We start from the raw sequence: 18,869 nt of genomic DNA on the forward strand, positions 1-18,869 counted from the left end.
TTAACACTACCCTGTTTACCCCTCTCATGTTGTTAACTTTAATCTGTTAAGTCTTACTGCTTACTACTCTAAAACAAATTTAAAGATACATTTTTATCTTTCAAATAGGCTGTTATAAATTTCGGAAATGGAAGGGTGTTTATTTCTTCAGCCGTAAAAAGTTTATAGTCGTCAAACGCCAGTTTTTTTTCAATTATAATCTTTACAAACTGCCCCTGAATTGTTTGATGAGTTAGCGGCTGTTTATATACAGGGGATATCTGGGTAACCTCAAAACTAACCGACTTGAATATTTCTTTTACTTTTTGTAACCCGGCTATTTTTTCCAGCTGTACAGGTTTATCATCCTCTATCAGAATAAATTCATATAAGTTTTCCCATATATCCTTTGCGCCGCGTTTTCTTACATACAGTTTATTCTTGTACTCCACCACCAGGTAGTAAAACCACCTTGTAGTTTTTTTAAGCTTTTTTTCCTTCACTGGAAGCTGGTTTACCTGGTCATCGGTATAGGCAACGCATTTATTTTTAAGGACACATGTTGCACATAAAGGAAGTTGCGGCTTGCATATAACCGCTCCAAAATCCATCAGCGCCTGGTTGTAAATGCCGGGCTGCTGTTTATCAAGTAATTCATTTGCCAATAAGGTAAATTGCTGCTTCCCCTGTAAACTATCTGTGGCTGTTGCAATGCCAAAGTAGCGGGCCAATACTCTAAACACGTTGCCATCAACTACTGCATGCGGCAGGTTGAATGCGAAAGACGCAATTGCAGCTGCAGTATAAGGGCCGATGCCTTTCAACTGTAATATTGCTTCATATTGATCAGGAAATTGACCGTTCAATTGCTGAGAAATAAATTTTGCCGTGGCGATGATATTTTTACAACGGGTATAATACCCCAGCCCTTCCCAAAGTTTAAATACGGTTGTTTCAGGAGCTGCGGCCAATTGATGCACATCCGGAAATGTAGCGATAAAACGATTGTAATATTCCAGTCCCTGGTCTACCCTTGTCTGTTGAAGAATTATTTCACTGAGCCATATTTTATATGGATCTTTTTCCCCTTTCCAGGGCATCTGTCTGGTGTTCTGCTGCCGGTTCCATTCTAAAAGGTGCTTTACAAAAAAGTGCTTGTGTCCTGTAATTGTCATTATTGTCAAATTTCATTCATTTTCGGGGGAAAGGAACTATTTTTAATCCAGAAGTTATAATATTAAATATCAGTACGTTGCATGCCTTTTTAAAAAAAATTGTAGCTTTGAAAATTAATAATATTACCTGATTATCAGTTTTTAGTATTGTTTTTTACAATTTAATGTGCTATCTTTCTGATAGATAGCTGTTTACAAAAATATTATCAACATGAGAAAAGCAGATCTTATTTCCGAAATTTCTGATAAAACAGGAATTCCAAAAGTGGACGTGATGGTAACGCTGGAAACAATGTTTAAGGAAATAAAGTTGTCCCTGATTGCAGGAGAAAATATTTATATCCGTGGCTTTGGCAGTTTTATTACAAAAAAAAGAGCAGCAAAAATAGGGCGTAACATAAAGAAAAATGTTGCCGTAGAAATTCCCGAGCATTATATCCCCGCTTTTAAACCTGCAAAAGAATTTGTGCAGGAGGTAAAAAATAAAAATTTGCCCGATAACGAACCCTCCGTATAGCTTACCTTTGCGCCTCAATATTTTTCTTCGTGAAAAGACAGCAACTTATTCTTACAGGCGCAGCCATTGTACTGATAGCTTCGTTATTCTTTTTTGGTACAACCGTTACCAAAAAAGAAAATACTGGCATGCCCGGTCCTGCAGCATCGTCAGCCCCTCTTTTTAACTGGAACAATTACCTGCAGGCAGCAAGGCAAAAGTTGCCTGTATACCAGCAAAACTATCTAAACAATCTTGAAAATAGTGTGAAAAGAGGCGATGTAAAAGACCAGCAAATCAAGTTAAATAACCAGTTGGCTTCATTTTGGAAAGATTCGGTTCATCAAAGTGATTTTTATATTTTTTACACTGCAGAAGCTGCTAAGTTGGTAAATTCTGAAAAAAACCTCACCTTTGCCGCCCGACTGACTTTAAAAGACCTGCGTAACGAGGAAGATAATGCGAAAAGGGGCTGGAAAGCAGAACAGGCGATTAGTTTATTTGAAAAGGCAATTGATTTAAATCCTAATAACGACAGCTTGCAGGTGGAGCTTGGAAGTTGTTATGTTTTTGGTAAAGGAATGGCTGGCGATGCACAATCAACCATGAAGGGAATACAGCAACTTTTGCAGGTTGTTAAAAAAGATTCTGCTAATATGGAAGCACAACTGGTGCTGGGTATTGGCGGTGTTATTTCTTCACAATACGATAAAGCCGTTGACCGTTTACTAACCGTTATTAAAACGGAGCCTGGCAATATAGAAGCCATTTCATGGCTGGCAGATGCTTACGCAGGTAAAGGCGATAAGACAAACGCTTTAAAATGGTATGAAGTAAGTAAAAAGATGGTCAATGATCCGGCTTATACCAAAGCAGTAGATGAGCGTATAAAAATGCTAAAGTAAAAAAGTACATCGAAATTTATTTTCGATTATTAAGATATCGGGATTAAATTTCGAGCATACATAAAATTATTATTCAACAAAAAAAGACTTATTATGCCTTGTGGTAAAAAAAGAAAACGTCATAAAATTGCAACGCACAAGCGTAAAAAACGTTTAAGAAAGAATCGTCATAAAAAGAAATAGTGTCTTTTTATACCTCGTGACGGCATCTCCGCCGGCACCTGTTTATCAGCAATATTTTTATGCTTGCCCTATAGGTAAATCATAAAAATATTGCTGTACATTATCCTTCCGTGTGATGTACTCGTAGCTACTTAAATGTGTTTTTTTGACAAAGGAATTAATTATAAATGCTGCACCACAGGGCGTAGAAATAGCCTTGCTGGAAGATAAAAAACTGGTGGAGTTGCACAATGAAAAAGCTGATGCCAACTTTGCCGTGGGAGACTTATATCTTGGAAAAGTTAAGAAATTAATCCCCGGGCTAAATGCTGCCTTTATAGATGTAGGTTTTGAAAAAGACGCCTTTTTACATTACACTGATTTAAGCCCTTACGTAAAATCAATATTAAAATTTACCAATGTAGCCATCAACGATAAAACCGAAGCTGGTCTTGATTTTGGTAAATTTTCAGTTGAGCCTGAAATTGTTAAGACAGGTAAAATTGCGGAAGTATTAAGTGGAAGGCCCAATATATTGGTACAGATTTTAAAAGAACCCATAGCAGCAAAAGGTCCGCGCCTTAGTTGTGAATTATCTTTACCAGGCCGTTTTGTTGTGATTACACCCTTCAATGATATTATTGCGGTATCGCGTAAAATTCATTCAAGTGATGAGAGAAAAAGACTTCAGAAAATTATAGAAGCGATTAAGCCCAAAAATTTTGGTGTCATCGTTCGTACTGCGGCAGAAGGTAAGCATACTGCTGAACTGCATGAAGATCTGTTATCCCTGGTAAAAACATGGCAAACAATACAGGCCAATCTTAAAGACGCTACTCCTCCTTCAAAAATATTAAGTGAACAGGGCAAAGCCAACAGTATGTTGCGTGATTTGCTGAATGAAGACTTCAACCGCATCGTGGTAAATGATAAAACCATTTTTGCAGAAACTAAAAGTTACATTCAGCGCATTGCTCCTGAAAAGGCCGACATCGTGACTTTTTATAACAATGGTTCCCCCATATTTGATAGCTTTGGTATTACAAAGCAGGTAAAGGCTGCTTTTGGCAAAACTGTTAACCTGCCAAGTGGTGCATACCTCATCATTGAGCACACAGAAGCTTTACATGTAATTGATGTAAACAGTGGCTATAAGAGCGTAAGCAATAACCAGGAACAAAACGCTTTGGAAACCAACCTGGAAGCTGCAGAAGAAATTGCAAGACAGCTTCGTTTAAGGGATTTAGGCGGTATTATAGTAGTTGATTTCATTGATATGAAATTGATGGAAAATAAAAAGCGCCTCGCTGATTCAATGGAAGTATTTATGAAAACAGATCGTGCAAAACACGCTGTTTTACCAATCAGTAAATTTGGTTTGATGCAAATTACCCGGCAGCGCATGAAGCCGGAAATGAACATCAATACTTCAGAAATTTGCCCCAGCTGCAATGGAAGTGGAAAGATTTCATCTACATTGATACTGGAAGATGAAATTGAAAAGAACCTCAGCTACTTAATAATGCAAAATCACAAGGGACTTACCATTGAGGTAAATCCTATTTTGTATACATTCCTCACCAGTGGTATAATTTCCAAACGCAGAAAATGGAGCTGGAAATACAAGCAAAAAATTAAGGTAGTTTCAAAGTCAACTTATCATTTAACTGAGTTTCGCTTTTTTGATGACAGCGATGAAGAGATTAAATTATAATGTCTTCTTCCAGCTTTTCAACTTTAATTAAGTCTATCCGATCAGCTTGGCGTCTGATCAAATTTAATTGCTCAATCCCTGTTTCTACCTGAATAAATCATGATATAATACGCCAGCATTGCAACGGATGAAACTGCTGCCACCAAATAAGTCAGGGCGGCCCATTTCAATGCATCCTTTGCTTTATCATGCTCAACGGATGTAGTAAGATTTGTTCCTTCCAGCCATTTTAATGCTCTTGCAGAGGCATCAAATTCAACAGGGAGCGTTACAATTGTAAATAAGGTGGTTACCGCAAATAAAAGAATCCCTATTAATAAAATCGTCTGACTTCCCCCACCAAAACCCATCACGCCTAAACCTGCCAGAATAATCCATTGGGAAAGTGTAGTGCTTATTTGTGTTACGGGTACCAGTTTACTCCTTAGCATAAGCATAGAATAGGCTGTTGCATGTTGTACTGCGTGGCCACATTCATGCGCAGCAACAGCCGCTGCAGATATATTTCTGCCTTCAAAAACATCAGCACTCAGGTTAACCGTTTTTTTTACCGGATCGTAATGGTCAGACAAGAAGCCATCAACAGAAATCACCTGTACATCATAAATGCCATTGTCCCTTAACATTTTTTCTGCTATTTCCTTTCCGCTCAAACCACTGCTGGTAGCTACTTTGCCGTATTCAGTAAATTTACTTTTCAACTGAAATTGCACCATCATCCCGATTAACATAAAAAGCAGTGATATTGCAATAATGCCTATTGTCATACCTCAATCGATTTATATTGAAAAGTTACAGCATATTGAATAAATAACAAAAGGCAACCTTTTACAGCTGCCTTTTGTTTAATTACTTTATAAAAAGCTTATAATTTTTGCAATTTAGAATTGTAATTGATTTCGTCATTTACAATTGTTACGTAATAAATGCCTGAACCCAAAGAAGATGGCAGATTAGTAATTACGAGTGAATTGTTACCCTTATTCAGGTTGATATTTTTACTGTAAACCAACTGACCTGAGGTATTCTGAATTTTTAAAGTTGCGAAGTTTGTTTTAGTAGTATTAATAGTAACTGTGAAATTGTTTGTGAAGGGATTAGGGAAAATATACGCACCTGTACTTGCACCCATTGAAAGACTTACGATTGAAGAAAAAGTTTCTTTACCATCTTTATCTACTTGTTTTAAACGATAGTATACATAGTTGCTTCCCGAAGCATGATCCTGGAAACTATAATTTTTAATTGTGTTGCTGGTGCCTGCACTTTTTATCTTTGTAACACTTGTAAAATCTGCACCATCATAACTTCTGAATAATTCAAAATGACCGCTGTTCAGCTCCTGGCTGGTTTGCCAGTTTAAAGTAGCCAGTCCATTTGAATAACTTCCGGTAAATGAAGTTAACTGGATCGGTAATGCACCGCCTGTTGCAACAATCAGGGTAAAATCATTAAAATAAGTACAAACCGGATCAGTCAAACCTGATTCTGTAGGAGAAACAATTAACCTGTATTTGAAACCATTCATGTTAGCATTAACAATACCAAGGGACAATGGTAAAGAAAAAGTATTGCCGGTAAATGTAGTCTGGGCGGCTGAACCAAAGTCACTGAAAGTGGCGCCGCCGTTGGTGCTTTTCTGTAATTTATACCAGGTGTTAGTATGTGTTGGGTCAGTAACCACATAATTAACGGTTACAGCATTGCCTTCCATCACAGAAGAAGGCGCATTTACTGCTATTTGCGACTGGCATACATTGATTGATATATCGTCAATTCCCAAATCATTTCCGCTTGCAACGGATGTTGCATTTACAACCTGTAAATCAACAAAACTTGTAGTTGCTATAAAGGAACCGCCAACTTTTACCCAGGTTGGTGTATTGGTATAAGCTATAGCTCCCGAGTTGCCGATTACTGTACCATTTACTTTAAAAGATAGATTTGGTTCAGAACCTGCATTTGCAGATGGGCTTGAAGCAGGCAATACATTTAGTACCCAGGCTGAAAATTCATATGTTGTTCCAATACAAACAGGGATGTGTTTGATTTGATAAAATATAGGGCTATAAGTTGTATTAGGGGCGCCATTAACAACCATAAAGTAACCGCCGTCGCCGGTGTGTTCAGAGCCTCTCCAATCGCCCTTTAAACAATTACCGCCGGTGCTGTTTCCGATTGTCTTTACAATTGAATAAGTAAATTCAGGCAGCAAACCGTCCCTGGAAGCAGTATAATTATAATCAGAGCAGGGAATAGAATTTCCGATGGCTGAAGTACAACCGGTTAATGCATTTCCTACATTTCCAATAGGACTATATATACTTGAACCGGATTCAGCGCAGTTGGAAGCATGTGTATTAATTGTGATGGCTGGTGAACTGAACGTTCCTTTTGCACCTAACAGGTTAGGGCCTCTAACACCGGTGCATTGAGCATTGGTGATGTGGTAGCTGCATAAGCTGATAACAGTTAAAATAATTGTGTAAAACTTTTTCATCTCTTTAAGGTTTAGAATTAACTAAAATTGTAAGCGGAGATACAAAAGATAAGTGGATAGGGTTACACGGATGATTTGCCGTTAATCTTTACAGACTAAATAAAACAGTTAATAATCAGGTGCTGATTAACTAAAATAAAAAGAGGATGTGTGGTAATTTTTCTTGTGGTAATTGTGTAGGATGGGGGATCTGGTTGGGTACGATTCGTATTTCTCTGGCAAAGGTAGATAGGAAAATGAAATCAACAAGTCCTTTCGTCGAAAATATGCAAAATATCGTTTTCAGTATAAAAGGCAGTGATTAGTAGCTTTGACTTACAAACAAAAAGAGTTGCCTTCGCAACTCCTTTTGTTATTTCATCAGTTTTGTGCCAGTTATTTATACTGAGCAGCCAAGCCTTTTGCAAGGTCGCCCATTTTATTTAAGCCATCCTGAGGCAAATTCCCTTTTTTAAATTCAGCCAGTAATTCAGGCATGGTACTTTCCATTTCCATTAAAAAATGTTCTTCAAATGCCTTTACATTTTTAACAGCAACGTCTTTTATCAACCCCTGTGTACCTAAGTAAATGATAGCTACCTGCTTTTCAACAGTCATTGGAGAATATTGCAATTGCTTCAAAATTTCCACGTTACGTGCACCTTTATCAATTACGTTTTTTGTAGCCGCATCCAGGTCGCCACCAAATTTCGAAAATGCTTCCAGTTCCCTGTATAACGCCTGATCCAGCTTCAATGTACCAGCTACTTTTTTCATTGATTTAATCTGCGCATTACCACCCACACGGCTAACAGAAATACCTACGTTAATAGCCGGACGAATACCTGCATTAAATAGGTTACCTTCCAGGAATATCTGTCCGTCCGTAATAGAAATAACGTTGGTAGGAATATAGGCTGATACGTCACCAGCCTGTGTTTCAATAACAGGTAAAGCAGTTAATGAACCTCCTCCTTTTACAAGATGCTTGATAGACTCAGGCAAATCATTCATCTGCTTTGCGATATCATCTCTTGCAATTACCTTGGCAGCTCTTTCCAGTAAACGGCTATGCAGATAAAATACATCACCCGGGTAAGCCTCACGGCCTGGCGGACGACGCAATAACAAAGAAACTTCACGATAAGCCACCGCTTGCTTTGACAAATCATCATAAATAATCAAAGCCGGCCTTCCGGTATCCCTGAAAAATTCACCAATTGCTGCACCCGCAAACGGAGCGTAGAATTGTAAAGGAGCAGGGTCTGAAGCTGATGCGGCAACAATCGTTGTGTATGCCATCGCGCCATTTTCTTCCAGCGTTTTCATGATACCTGCAATGGTTGAAGCCTTCTGGCCAATCGCTACATAAATACAATAAACAGGCTTACCTGCAGCATAAAATTCTTTCTGATTGATAATGGTATCAACGCAAATCGCCGTTTTACCAGTCTGACGATCACCGATTACCAACTCCCTCTGACCACGGCCAATTGGAATCATTGCATCAATCGCTTTGATACCTGTTTGCAGTGGTTCTTTTACAGGCTCCCTGAAAATTACACCCGGTGCTTTACGCTCCAGCGGCATTTCATATAGTTCACCCTGTAAAGGTCCTTTACCATCTATCGGTTCTCCCAACGTATTAATTACGCGGCCGCTCATGCCTTCGCCAACACGGATAGAAGCAATCTTGTTAGTACGCTTTACTTTTGCACCTTCTTTAATTTCACTGCTTTCTCCCATGAGTACCACACCCACATTGTCTTCTTCAAGGTTCAATGCAATTGCCTTTACTCCGTTTTCAAATTCCACCAATTCACCGCTGCGCACATTGTTCAGTCCGTATACACGGGCAATACCATCTCCTACCTGCAAAACAGTTCCTACTTCTTCCAAACTTGCACCAGCATTAAAATTGCTTAACTGCTGACGGAGTATTGCTGAAATCTCATCCGGTTTAATTTGTACCATAACTATTTATTTTTAAAAAGTTGTTTTATCTGAGTTTATGGATGTATTGGTTGTCCATAAATTGTTTTTTAATATCCTTCAGGTCTTTTAAAATACTGGCGTCAATTAAAGAACCTTCCATTTCCAGCATATACCCGCCAATCAATTCTTCCTTTATGTCTGTTTCAACTTCTATATGTTGAAAGGACGTAGATGCCTTTACCTTACCTATAATTTCATTTTTCAATTCATCACTGATGGGTGCAGCGGTTGTTATCTTTAGCTGGTGAATTCCTCTTGATACATTGAACTGCTCTATATACGCATTCGCAATTTCAGGTAAATTTGTTTCTCTTCCCTTGCGAACCAACAGCCTTATGAATGCGGCAGTTGTATTATTTACCCTGCCAGTTGTGATGGACTCTATAATTTTTTCTTTAGTAGCCGGCTTAATTACCGGGCTGCGCAATACCAATACAAAGTCAGGATTGCTTTTGCAAATACTTTGCACGAATTTCATATCTGTACACACATCGTCTACCTGATTTAATTCTGCTGCCAGATCAATAAGACTTTTTGCGTACCTGCCTGCTAAACGTGGGTTATTCATTGTTTACTTTATGTGCTGGTTAACTGATTGCCAAACCATTTTGGCTGCCCGTTTAATAACCATTAATTAAAATTTTGCTTCGTCTGCCAATTGCTTTATGTAAGTTTCCTGCTCTGCCTTACCAGCTAATTCCCTGCGCAGAATTTTTTCACTTACTTCAATCACCAGTTTACCTACTTGGTTTTTCATGTCTGTAATAGCAGCCATCTTTTGTTCATTGATAGTCACCTGCGCATCGGCTACAATTTTAGCAGCCACTTCTTTCGCCTGTTCTTTTGCCTCGCTGATAATTTTATCCTTGGTATCCTTGGCTTCTTTCAACATAACTGCTCTTTCTTCACGTGCTTTAACCATAAAAGCTTCGTTCTCATTTTTCAACTGCGCCATTTCAAGTTTTACTTTTTCAGCAGTAGCTATTGAGCCGGCAATATTTGCTTCCCTGTCGCTCAACCCCTTGATAATAGCAGGCCAGGCAAACTTTTTCAGAATAAAGAAAACGATTAAAAAAGCTAACAGTGTCCAAATTAGTAATCCCAGATCCGGTGTTAATAATTGCATTTTTTTTGCCCTCCATTCTCCCTGGGGGAGTATTTATTTATAAGATTTTATCAATTCAACTTGTCGTACCAAAGCCCCATAATAACAGGTGCTGAGGTTTTAAAATTACTGCATCCTCCGTCCTGTACTTTGGATGCAGTAAAGAGTTGTAAAGTTTTAATCAAACAGATAAACTGCAATTGCAAACACCTGCTGATAAAACTTAAACACTTTCTTACAATACCATTGCAAGGAAACCAATGATGATTGCAAACAGTGCGGCACCCTCAACAAGGGCAGCTGCAAGAATCATGTTTGCACGTATGTCATTGGAGGCTTCGGGCTGGCGGGCAATGGCTTCAACAGCGCCTTTACCAATCTGGCCAATGCCGATACCTGCACCCATTGCTGCCAAACCGGCACCAACAGCACCACCTGCGTTAGCAAGCGCACCAGCACCTGCTAAAAAAACGGTCATTAAACTCATACTTCTGTTTTATATTGATTAAAAAATAAACTATTAAACTATTACTGCATCATCAGGAAGATGTTCATCTTTCGGATGCTCACCTTCAAAAGCCTGGCCAACAAAAACTGCAGTAAGCACGGTAAAAATAAAGGCCTGTAAAAACGCTACCAGTAATTCTATAAAATAGATGAATATGGTAAAAGCGATCGAAACGGGAGAAGCTCCCCATCCAATTGCAGGTTGTATTTGTGCAAAAATGAAAATAAGGGAGATAAGGCAAATGATGATGATATGCCCGGCAACCATATTTGCAAACAACCTGATGATTAAAGCAAAAGGTTTAATAAAAACGCTTAAAAATTCCACCAACACCAAAATCGGTTTTACAAATCCTGGCACTCCGGGTGGGTTAAAAATATGGCCCCAGTAATGGCTGTTGGAGCTGGCCAATATTACTACAAACGAGATAACGCCCAGTACTATTGTAAAAGCGATATTACCCGTGACATTAGCAGTACCAGGTATTAATCCAACCAAATTATTGATCAGTATAAAAAAGAAAACCGTAAGCAGGTAAGGTAAATATTGATTTGCTTTATGTCCCAGGTTAGGCCTTGCTACTTCATCTCTTACAAAGGAAACCAACACTTCTACAAGATTTTGCTTGCCCTTGGGTGCAGATGTAACACCCTGACCTGTACCATAACTTTTGGCTACGCTTAACATCAGCCAAACCAGCAACGTTAATGCAAGAATCATTTGAACCACATTGCGGGTTAAAGAGAAGTCATATACTTTTACTCCTTCTTCTGTGGCTTCAATTTTACCATCTTCATTTAACTTATATCCATTCACTTCTTTATGGCCATGCTCAAATGCGGAAGACATGAAAAAAGACAGGCCTTTTTGAGGAGAGTATAAAATAACGGGTAAAGGAATTGAAACAGGGTGTTTTTGACCATCACTTCCTTCAAATTCTAAAAAATGAAATTCATGTGCATCCATGATATGACCAAATATTACCTCTTTGGCATTGAATTCACCCTTTTTCTCCGTTCCATGTTCTTCAGTGGTTTTTACTTCACCTTCCTGCGCAATAAGACTTAAGGAAGAAAACAGTAAAACTGTGCTAAAAGCCAATACCAGTATAGTTTTGAAGCGCTTAAATGCCATATAGTACCTGAAATTTGGCGCAAAGATAGGGGTTTAACAGATAAATGGCGAAGGAGAAAAGAGAAATTATTGGGTATTTTTTTACTGTGTGCACGCTGCCCTATTGTATAAAATTATATTTTTTAATTATGCTTTAAATGGTGCATCTTTTCACAAAATATGATTACCTAAAAGGGCTTATATTGTTTTTTATTAAAGCACCGGATAAAAAAATTCATAAAAAAACGATTAATCAGGTGAAAAGTAATTTTTAAAGTAATCCTCTCCTCTATCAGGTGACTGCTAAATTTTGATGTCTGTTACTTCCTGTTTTTCGAATTGCATTTTATGCAGTTGGTAATAGAACCCCTTTTTAGCAATTAGCTCATTGTGGGAGCCGATTTCCATTATTTCCCCCTTGTCCAATACAATAATTTTATTTGCTTTGCGGATGGTAGACAAACGGTGCGCAATTACAATGGAGGTTCTGCCGGCAATTAATTTATCAATTGCATGCTGAATCAGCTGCTCGCTTTCGGTATCTACAGATGAAGTGGCTTCATCCAGGATAAGTATGGCAGGATCATATAACAAAGCCCTTACAAATGACAGCAGTTGCCGCTGTCCTAAAGAGAGTGTTGCTCCTCTTTCCATCACATTATAATTGTAGCCACCGGGCAGTTGCATAATAAAGTCATGTATGCCTATCATTTTGGCGGCTTCTATCACTTGTTCCATTTTGATGCTGTCATTTCGAAGGGTAACATTATCATATACGGAGCTGCTGAACAAAAACACATCCTGTAAAACCACAGCAATCCGGCTTCGCAGATAAAAAAGATCATAGGATTCGATGTTCTGCCCGTCTATTGTTATTGCTCCTTCACGGATGTGGTATAAACGGTTTACAAGGCTGATGATGGAAGTTTTTCCGCTGCCGGTATTTCCAACAATGGCGAGAGTTTCACCTGCCTTTATGTGAAAGGAAATATTTTTGAGTACATAATCTTTATCGTTGTAGGCAAACCAAACTTTGTCAAATTCAATACTTCCCTTTATCACATTTTGCTCCATGCCTTTTGCTGAAGAATTGTCTGTTACATCCTGATTGTCTAAAATTTTAAATACTCTTTCACTGGCAATCATCCCCATTTGCAAAACATTAAACTTATCTGCAATAACTCTTAACGGACGAAAAAGCAGGTTTAAACACAAAATAAAAGAAGTGATTACCCCGGCAATGGCGGGCTTTTCTATGTCAGGCAAATGCAAAGATTCCCTGGCTGCCCACCACACCAAAAGACCTACGGACAGCGCAGAGACCAATTCTACAACCGGAAAAAAAACGGAGTACGCAAAGATGGATTTTACATTGGCATTGCGATGTTCTTTATTGATAGCATTGAATTTTTTAAACTCCCGGTCTTCAGCGGCAAAAGCCTGTACTATTCCCATACCCGTTATATGTTCCTGTACAAAAGCGTTCAGCTGTGCTACCGCATTGCGCACACGGATAAATGACCTGTTTACACTTTCTTTAAAATAATAAGTAGCAACAATCAGTGCCGGAAATGGTGCAAGACAAATCAGCGTTAATTTCCAGCTGATAAAAAACATGTACGCCAGTACGGCAAAAATAGACAGGAGGTCGGCGATAATTGGTATCAGCCCGTCGCTGAAAATATCATTGATAGATTCAATGTCATTAATAGTCCTGGTGGTAAGTGTGCCGATAGGTGTTTTATCAAACTGGGAGAGGTTAAGGCTGATTATTTTTTTGTAGGTGGTAACCCGCATGTCTTTCACAACGCTTTGCCCCAGCGATGCTGTGAAAAAAGTAAAAATAAAACGGCAAATAGTTTCAATTAACAGCAGCACGAGCTGAATAACTGTGATGCCGATTATTACCGGGCCAGCACCTTTTAAAAACCAGAAATGATTACCCGCCTGCAACCCCCGGTTGATTGTAAGTTGTATCAGCCACGGCCTTATTGGAGAAATTACAGCTAAAAAAACGGCTAAAAAAAGCGACCAGTAAAATTTATTTTTATAAGGCGAGGCAAACTGAAATACCCTTCGAAGCAATGAAAAATTGAAAATAGTTTTTGCCTTAGCCTGTTCGCTCATTTTGCAAAGTTAATAATTCGGCCGGTGCCTCATGTGCCGGTTGTGTGCTTTATTATTTAAAATGTTGCAGGTACCTGTTATTACAGTTCTGTTTTTTTATTATAAGCTTTAATAAATATGGCTCCCAGGTTGCGGTAGGGCGGCACATAATCGTCCCAACTTTCCCGCACTTCTTTATTGGGATCGGCATAGAAAACCTTGTTTAATGCTGCCCACATATCTTTCCATACGATGGTGTTACCTGAAACAAGTGCCTGGTTAAGATAATTGATGATGGGCCGGTTAATATCACCTTTGCCAATTTCTTTGGTGGATATAATGTGAGCGTCAGGGCAAATCGATAATATTTTACTGAGGTTTTTATACCCGCCGCAGGAACCCAGCACAATTATTTTTGCGCTTCCTGCCATCCTGTTTATGGTGCCGGGCAACCAGTAACTATGGCCCCTGTGAATTACAATAGACGGAACAATATCCTTTTTCTCCAAATACCGGGTTAAGTGCGCCTGGGCTGTATCATCCAAATTTTTATCGCTATCCAAAGGCAGGTTGGCGTATATCCATACCTTTTTCCTTCCCTTCAATGATTTTATTTCAACCCACTCTTTCTGCTGAATTATTTTCCATTCTTTTGTATTGAAGGAATTCATAAATCCCGAAAAATTGGCTTTTCCATCATCATCACCATAAAAAAATACCTGTTGCACAATACGACCGCTGTCATCAGCCAGGTACTTATTCTCTACTGAATAAATGGAGGGAATACCAATTTCGCTGGTAAGGTCAATACTACTGCTGTCAGCCGAAAGGAAAATTGTTTTTAACAGGCTATAAATTATTTTTCCCCTGCCATTGTTATCGTTCATGCTCCGTTGTTCATTGTTGCTGACATTTTTCAAAATTGTTTGCAACAAAGCCGTGTCTTTAATACTGCTGTAGCTATCTGCCACATCAACGGCATCTTCCAGGTTATTGGATTTGTCAAGATTAGCAACAAACGCTTTCATCAGCACAGTCGCCTTATCCTGGGGCATGGTTTTTAAAAAAACATCCAGCTGATTAAAGTTGGCCGCCATCTTTATAAACTTCCTGAAGAAATCCATGTTCACACTCAGCATCAATTCATCGCCTCGTGGCGTAGTCCCCATCTTTTGCAGCAACCTGGCGAAACTATGCTTGTAACTTGAAGTATAGATGTCATTTTCTCCCATTACAATTACATAGTACAAATCCTGTGCAGACAAAGGTTCAATTGCCTTCATCCTTATGGCTAAATTATTTTGTTCGTGCAGTTCATTGATAGGATTTATAAAAAATTTAATGGCTTTTGTCTGCAACATTTCTCTTAATCCGTTTCCGCCAAACATGGCTACCGGCGTATCTTTTGCTATCAGTCTTTGCTGGTAATTGATTTCCGTTTTTACCAGTAATTTAAAATATCCAACGTTATCCATTCTCTCTTCACCATCTCCAATCAGCTTCTTTATACTATCGATAGATTGTTTGCCATTAATGATATCATCTAAAAAAGGAAAATAAAATAAGGCATTGGGCGTATGGCTGATTTTTACAATCGCTGTCACCAGCGGGTTGGTATTTTTTTGAATTAGTTTGGCCTCAGGCGAATTACCGGAGGATGCATAATCATATAATTGTTTGGGATTATTTAAACTGGCTTGCACCACCATGCTGTCTGCAAATGGCTCATTCACAAAGGGACGAATAGAGGAAAGTATTTTATCAGGATTGAGTGTGCAGAACTTTAGATAAATGATTTTTTTACTTTCGTTGTAACCTTTGTTTGCTTTAAATATCTCGGCATTGATTTTACCTATTTCGTAGGGTGCTTCTTCAATGATGGAAGCCATGCTCTGGCTGTCGATATTGGCTCGCAGAATTTTTTCGAAATTATTGATCAGCAATGGAGCAAGTACCGGATTTAATTTATGTGCCTTCCATTCCGTTCTGAAATTTGCCACCACCTCCTGAACGTAATTCAGCTGGCGTATCTTTTCATTATTGGTGGCCACTTTAGTGGTTGTCTCTATAAAATCCTGCAGATCTTTTATTCTACGGAACATCGCATCCGTTACCTGCAGATTAATTTCTTCATTGGAAGAAACCTTAATCATACCATCCAGCTTTCCGTCTGCCTTATCACATTTAACCTGCTCCTCTTTTATGCGCTCGTGGTTGCGTTGGCGCTGTATTGGTACAACAACAGAATCTGCCAAACCAAAAACATCCGAAAAGAGCACGGAAAATATAACGGGTAAAAAATATTTCTTCATAAAGACATTCAACTGCAAAGATGACTAAAAATACTTGACTCTTTTTAAAGATTGATTTTAATACGGTGCAGTGCAAAGTTACTGCATGCGGTTAACAATTTGATAATATCGGAATCCCTTGTGGCTGATGCAATATTCAGCTGATAGACTACTTTTGTGCATCGAAAAAAGGTATGAGTAATGTTAAAAAAATATTAATTGCTGATGATGAACCAGACATCCTGGAGATCATACAATTTAACCTTCAACAGGAAGGGTACGAAGTAGTAACTGCAAAAAATGGCGATGAGGCGCTTGACCAGGCTAAAAAACATCATCCAGACCTGATTATTCTGGATATTATGATGCCAGGCAAAAATGGCATTGATGTGTGCAATATTCTGCGCATGCAGCCGGCTTTTAAAGAAACATTAATCATTTTTTTGAGTGCTCTGAGCGATGAAGGTACAGAAGTACGTGGCCTGGAAACCGGCGCGGATGACTACCTGACCAAACCCATCAGCCCGAAGGTACTTACCAGTAAGGTAAATGCACTTTTCAGAAGATTAAATAAAGAAGGCAGTGATGCTGTACAACTGGGTGACCTAAAAATAGACAGGGAAAAATACATTATCAACTACCAGGGAAATGATATTATTCTGGCCCGCAAAGAATTTGAATTACTTGCTTTACTGGCCTCCAAACCAGGAAAAGTTTTTTTACGCAATGAAATATTAAACCAGGTATGGGGAACTGAAGTTATTGTAGGCGACCGTACCATTGATGTACATATCCGTAAAATTCGTCAGAAACTTGACCTGGATTGTATTACCACCGTAAAAGGTGTTGGGTATAAATTTGAATTGTAATGCTACGGCTAGTCATGCGTATTACATGATACGACTCCCCTTCTTCTATAAAAACAGTTTAACTTACACTTGTTTAATCCCAAATATTTAAACAGGTAATTGTAAAAAATGTTTTCTACCAAAAATTTAAGTCCACAGCAACTTTCAGCTATCACCGCGTTTATAATTGCAGCTCCCATCAGCGCTGCAATTTATTATTTTCATCCTGTTTGGTATGTACCCGTTCTTTCTTTTATAATCATTTGTTTGGGCAGCTATGGAATGATTTTATTTATGGTACAACGTTTTGTTTACCGTAAAATAAAGTTGATTTACAAATTGATTTACCAGACAAAAGCAAGCAAAAGAGAAGAATTTTATTATAAAAACATTTTACCTCAAAAAAGCATTGATGAAGTAAGAGAAGATGTAGAAACCTGGGCCGAACAGCGTAAGGCAGAAATTGAAGTACTTAAAAAAAACGAAGTATACCGAAAGGAATTTTTGCAAAATCTGTCGCACGAATTGAAGACTCCTATTTTTGCCATCCAGGGATATGTGGATACACTCATCAATGGAGCACTGGAAAACCCGGAAGTAAACATGAAGTTTTTAAACAGCACTTCCAGGAATATTGACAGGCTGGTAAACCTGCTGGATGACCTGGATGAAATATCAAAACTGGAACGTGGTGAACAACAACTGTACAAGGAAAATTTCGTGATACAGGAACTGGTAAAAGATGTGTATGAGTCGCTGTTGATAAAAGCAGAAAAAAAGCAGATACGCATGGTAATAAAAAAAGGGTGCGAGGTACCGCTGAGTGTATTTGCTGATAAAGAAAAAATAAGGCAGGTGCTGATTAACCTGGTAGAAAACGCCATTAAATATGGCAAGCAAAATGGCACCATTGAGGCAAGTGCTTACAAGATTGATGGCAAACAAATTTTAATTGAAATTAGTGATGACGGCAACGGCATTGCTGAAGAACACCTGGACAGGATATTTGAAAGATTTTACCGCACCGATCTCGCCCGCAGCCGTAAAGTTGGTGGCAGCGGCTTAGGGCTTGCTATTTGCAAACATATCATCGAAGCCCATAACCAGGCAATGCATGTACGCAGCGCAATTGATGTAGGCACCACTTTTGGATTTACGCTCGAGTCTAAAAAAGATCAATAACTACTTACTTGAATTTTTTCTTTTACGCCGCAAGATTATTATTATTAAGGTTTTAGTAACGTACTGTTTACAATTAGTACACATTGTACAGTGAACTTTACATTAAACTATATCCGTTGATAAAAAGAAAACTTGATGTAGCTGTAATTTCTGATGTTCATTTAGGCACTTATGGCTCCCGTGCCAATGAATTGTCCCGCTATCTCTCCACGATTGATCCCGCCATTTTAATTTTAAACGGAGACATTATTGACATCTGGCAGTTTAGCAAAAAATATTGGCCTCCCGGACACATGCAGGTGATTAAACAAATTACCAGTATGCTTAGCCGTGGCATAAAAGTGTATTATGTTACCGGCAATCACGATGAAATGCTTCGCCGCTTTGAACATTTTTCAGTTGGAGATTTTCACATTGTAAATAAAATGGTAATTCATCATGGCGATGGTAAACGTAGTTGGATTTTTCATGGCGATGTATTTGATGTGATTATGCAACACAGTAAATGGCTGGCAAAGCTGGGCGCAGTTGGTTACGATATACTGATTTACATCAACGCATTCATTAACTACATCAGCAAAAAATTGGGAAAGGGAAAAATTTCACTCTCAAAAAAAATAAAAAATTCCGTAAAAGGTGCAGTAAAGCACATCAATAATTTTGAAGAAACTGCAGCCAGCATTGCTATTGAGAAAGGCTATGACTATGTATTGTGCGGACATATTCACCAGCCGGCGAACAGGACAATTAATACCGGCAATGGCAGCGTTAATTATCTCAATTCCGGCGATTGGATTGAGAATTTAACTGC

Annotated in this window: 16 protein-coding genes; 6 read left to right on the top strand and 10 right to left on the bottom strand. The window is 38.6% G+C overall.

The genetic code is table 11. The annotated features are described in order from the left end of the window. Positions 1-68: 68 nt before the first annotated feature. The gene (gene mutY, locus JWR61_RS04860; protein WP_301926718.1) at positions 69-1,154 is read right to left on the bottom strand and encodes an A/G-specific adenine glycosylase; all 1,086 of its coding nucleotides are present in this window, start codon (positions 1,152-1,154) and stop codon (positions 69-71) included. A 211-nt stretch (positions 1,155-1,365) separates the two neighbouring features. Between mutY and JWR61_RS04865 the strand changes: the two genes are divergently transcribed. The 3 genes from JWR61_RS04865 (at position 1,366) to JWR61_RS04875 (ending at position 4,431) form a co-directional block, all read left to right on the top strand. Further along, on the top strand, positions 1,366-1,671 hold the full coding sequence (locus tag JWR61_RS04865; RefSeq protein WP_301926719.1) for an HU family DNA-binding protein: 306 nt from the start codon (positions 1,366-1,368) through the stop codon (positions 1,669-1,671). 29 nt (positions 1,672-1,700) lie between these two features. Next, the gene (locus JWR61_RS04870; RefSeq protein WP_301926720.1) at positions 1,701-2,555 is read left to right on the top strand and encodes a lipopolysaccharide assembly protein LapB; all 855 of its coding nucleotides are present in this window, start codon (positions 1,701-1,703) and stop codon (positions 2,553-2,555) included. Between the two features lie 328 nt (positions 2,556-2,883). Continuing rightward, positions 2,884-4,431: an Rne/Rng family ribonuclease gene (locus tag JWR61_RS04875; protein ID WP_301926721.1), complete on the top strand. Its 1,548-nt coding sequence runs from the start codon at positions 2,884-2,886 to the stop codon at positions 4,429-4,431. Positions 4,432-4,502: 71 nt separating this feature from the next. On the opposite strand, the gene JWR61_RS04880 is transcribed toward JWR61_RS04875, so the two are convergent. The 9 genes from JWR61_RS04880 to JWR61_RS04920 form a co-directional block, all read right to left on the bottom strand. Beyond that, entirely contained in the window at positions 4,503-5,198 is a 696-nt protein-coding gene (locus JWR61_RS04880; protein WP_301926722.1) for a zinc metallopeptidase, read from the bottom strand. A 98-nt stretch (positions 5,199-5,296) separates the two neighbouring features. Continuing rightward, complete coding sequence (locus JWR61_RS04885; protein ID WP_301926723.1) at positions 5,297-6,931, bottom strand: T9SS type A sorting domain-containing protein; 1,635 nt, start codon at positions 6,929-6,931, stop codon at positions 5,297-5,299. A gap of 375 nt (positions 6,932-7,306) precedes the next feature. Beyond that, the gene (atpA, locus tag JWR61_RS04890) at positions 7,307-8,884 is read right to left on the bottom strand and encodes a F0F1 ATP synthase subunit alpha (RefSeq protein WP_290339891.1); all 1,578 of its coding nucleotides are present in this window, start codon (positions 8,882-8,884) and stop codon (positions 7,307-7,309) included. Between the two features lie 25 nt (positions 8,885-8,909). Beyond that, complete coding sequence (gene atpH / locus JWR61_RS04895; protein ID WP_301926724.1) at positions 8,910-9,473, bottom strand: ATP synthase F1 subunit delta; 564 nt, start codon at positions 9,471-9,473, stop codon at positions 8,910-8,912. A gap of 66 nt (positions 9,474-9,539) precedes the next feature. Beyond that, complete coding sequence (atpF, locus tag JWR61_RS04900; RefSeq protein ID WP_290339889.1) at positions 9,540-10,031, bottom strand: F0F1 ATP synthase subunit B; 492 nt, start codon at positions 10,029-10,031, stop codon at positions 9,540-9,542. 214 nt (positions 10,032-10,245) lie between these two features. Continuing rightward, on the bottom strand, positions 10,246-10,497 hold the full coding sequence (gene atpE / locus JWR61_RS04905) for an ATP synthase F0 subunit C (RefSeq protein ID WP_290339888.1): 252 nt from the start codon (positions 10,495-10,497) through the stop codon (positions 10,246-10,248). A 33-nt stretch (positions 10,498-10,530) separates the two neighbouring features. Next, complete coding sequence (gene atpB / locus JWR61_RS04910) at positions 10,531-11,652, bottom strand: F0F1 ATP synthase subunit A (RefSeq protein ID WP_290339887.1); 1,122 nt, start codon at positions 11,650-11,652, stop codon at positions 10,531-10,533. 282 nt (positions 11,653-11,934) lie between these two features. Then, positions 11,935-13,758, bottom strand: a complete 1,824-nt coding sequence (locus JWR61_RS04915) for an ABC transporter ATP-binding protein (protein WP_301926725.1) — start codon at positions 13,756-13,758, stop codon at positions 11,935-11,937. An 80-nt stretch (positions 13,759-13,838) separates the two neighbouring features. Then, on the bottom strand, positions 13,839-16,049 hold the full coding sequence (locus tag JWR61_RS04920; protein WP_301926726.1) for a hypothetical protein: 2,211 nt from the start codon (positions 16,047-16,049) through the stop codon (positions 13,839-13,841). A 173-nt stretch (positions 16,050-16,222) separates the two neighbouring features. Here JWR61_RS04920 and JWR61_RS04925 point away from each other — a divergent pair, with 173 nt between their 5' ends. The 3 genes from JWR61_RS04925 to JWR61_RS04935 all read left to right on the top strand — a co-directional run. Further along, positions 16,223-16,897 carry a response regulator gene (locus JWR61_RS04925; RefSeq protein WP_290339884.1) on the top strand — a complete coding sequence of 225 codons (675 nt, stop codon included), beginning with the start codon at positions 16,223-16,225 and terminating at the stop codon, positions 16,895-16,897. Between the two features lie 108 nt (positions 16,898-17,005). Further along, a complete protein-coding gene (locus tag JWR61_RS04930) occupies positions 17,006-18,058 on the top strand; it encodes a cell wall metabolism sensor histidine kinase WalK (RefSeq protein ID WP_301926727.1) in 1,053 nt (350 codons plus the stop codon). Positions 18,059-18,174: 116 nt separating this feature from the next. After that, the coding region (locus JWR61_RS04935; RefSeq protein WP_301926728.1) for a UDP-2,3-diacylglucosamine diphosphatase at positions 18,175-18,869 on the top strand (695 nt) is incomplete at its 3' end.

The sequence above is a fragment of the Ferruginibacter sp. genome (assembly GCF_028288465.1).
Taxonomy (GTDB): Bacteria; Bacteroidota; Bacteroidia; order Chitinophagales; family Chitinophagaceae; genus Ferruginibacter.

What these genes read in the sequence shown, in the direction of transcription:
- atpE (WP_290339888.1), bottom strand. Translation starts at nt 10,497, where the DNA reads ATGAGTTTAATGACCGTTTTTTTAGCAGGTGCTGGTGCGCTTGCTAAC.
- atpB (WP_290339887.1), bottom strand. Translation starts at nt 11,652, where the DNA reads ATGGCATTTAAGCGCTTCAAAACTATACTGGTATTGGCTTTTAGCACA.
- JWR61_RS04865 (WP_301926719.1), top strand. Translation starts at nt 1,366, where the DNA reads ATGAGAAAAGCAGATCTTATTTCCGAAATTTCTGATAAAACAGGAATT.
- JWR61_RS04880 (WP_301926722.1), bottom strand. Translation starts at nt 5,198, where the DNA reads ATGACAATAGGCATTATTGCAATATCACTGCTTTTTATGTTAATCGGG.
- mutY (WP_301926718.1), bottom strand. Translation starts at nt 1,154, where the DNA reads ATGACAATTACAGGACACAAGCACTTTTTTGTAAAGCACCTTTTAGAA.
- JWR61_RS04920 (WP_301926726.1), bottom strand. Translation starts at nt 16,049, where the DNA reads ATGAAGAAATATTTTTTACCCGTTATATTTTCCGTGCTCTTTTCGGAT.
- JWR61_RS04925 (WP_290339884.1), top strand. Translation starts at nt 16,223, where the DNA reads ATGAGTAATGTTAAAAAAATATTAATTGCTGATGATGAACCAGACATC.
- JWR61_RS04930 (WP_301926727.1), top strand. Translation starts at nt 17,006, where the DNA reads ATGTTTTCTACCAAAAATTTAAGTCCACAGCAACTTTCAGCTATCACC.
- atpA (WP_290339891.1), bottom strand. Translation starts at nt 8,884, where the DNA reads ATGGTACAAATTAAACCGGATGAGATTTCAGCAATACTCCGTCAGCAG.
- JWR61_RS04885 (WP_301926723.1), bottom strand. Translation starts at nt 6,931, where the DNA reads ATGAAAAAGTTTTACACAATTATTTTAACTGTTATCAGCTTATGCAGC.
- atpF (WP_290339889.1), bottom strand. Translation starts at nt 10,031, where the DNA reads ATGCAATTATTAACACCGGATCTGGGATTACTAATTTGGACACTGTTA.
- atpH (WP_301926724.1), bottom strand. Translation starts at nt 9,473, where the DNA reads ATGAATAACCCACGTTTAGCAGGCAGGTACGCAAAAAGTCTTATTGAT.
- JWR61_RS04915 (WP_301926725.1), bottom strand. Translation starts at nt 13,758, where the DNA reads ATGAGCGAACAGGCTAAGGCAAAAACTATTTTCAATTTTTCATTGCTT.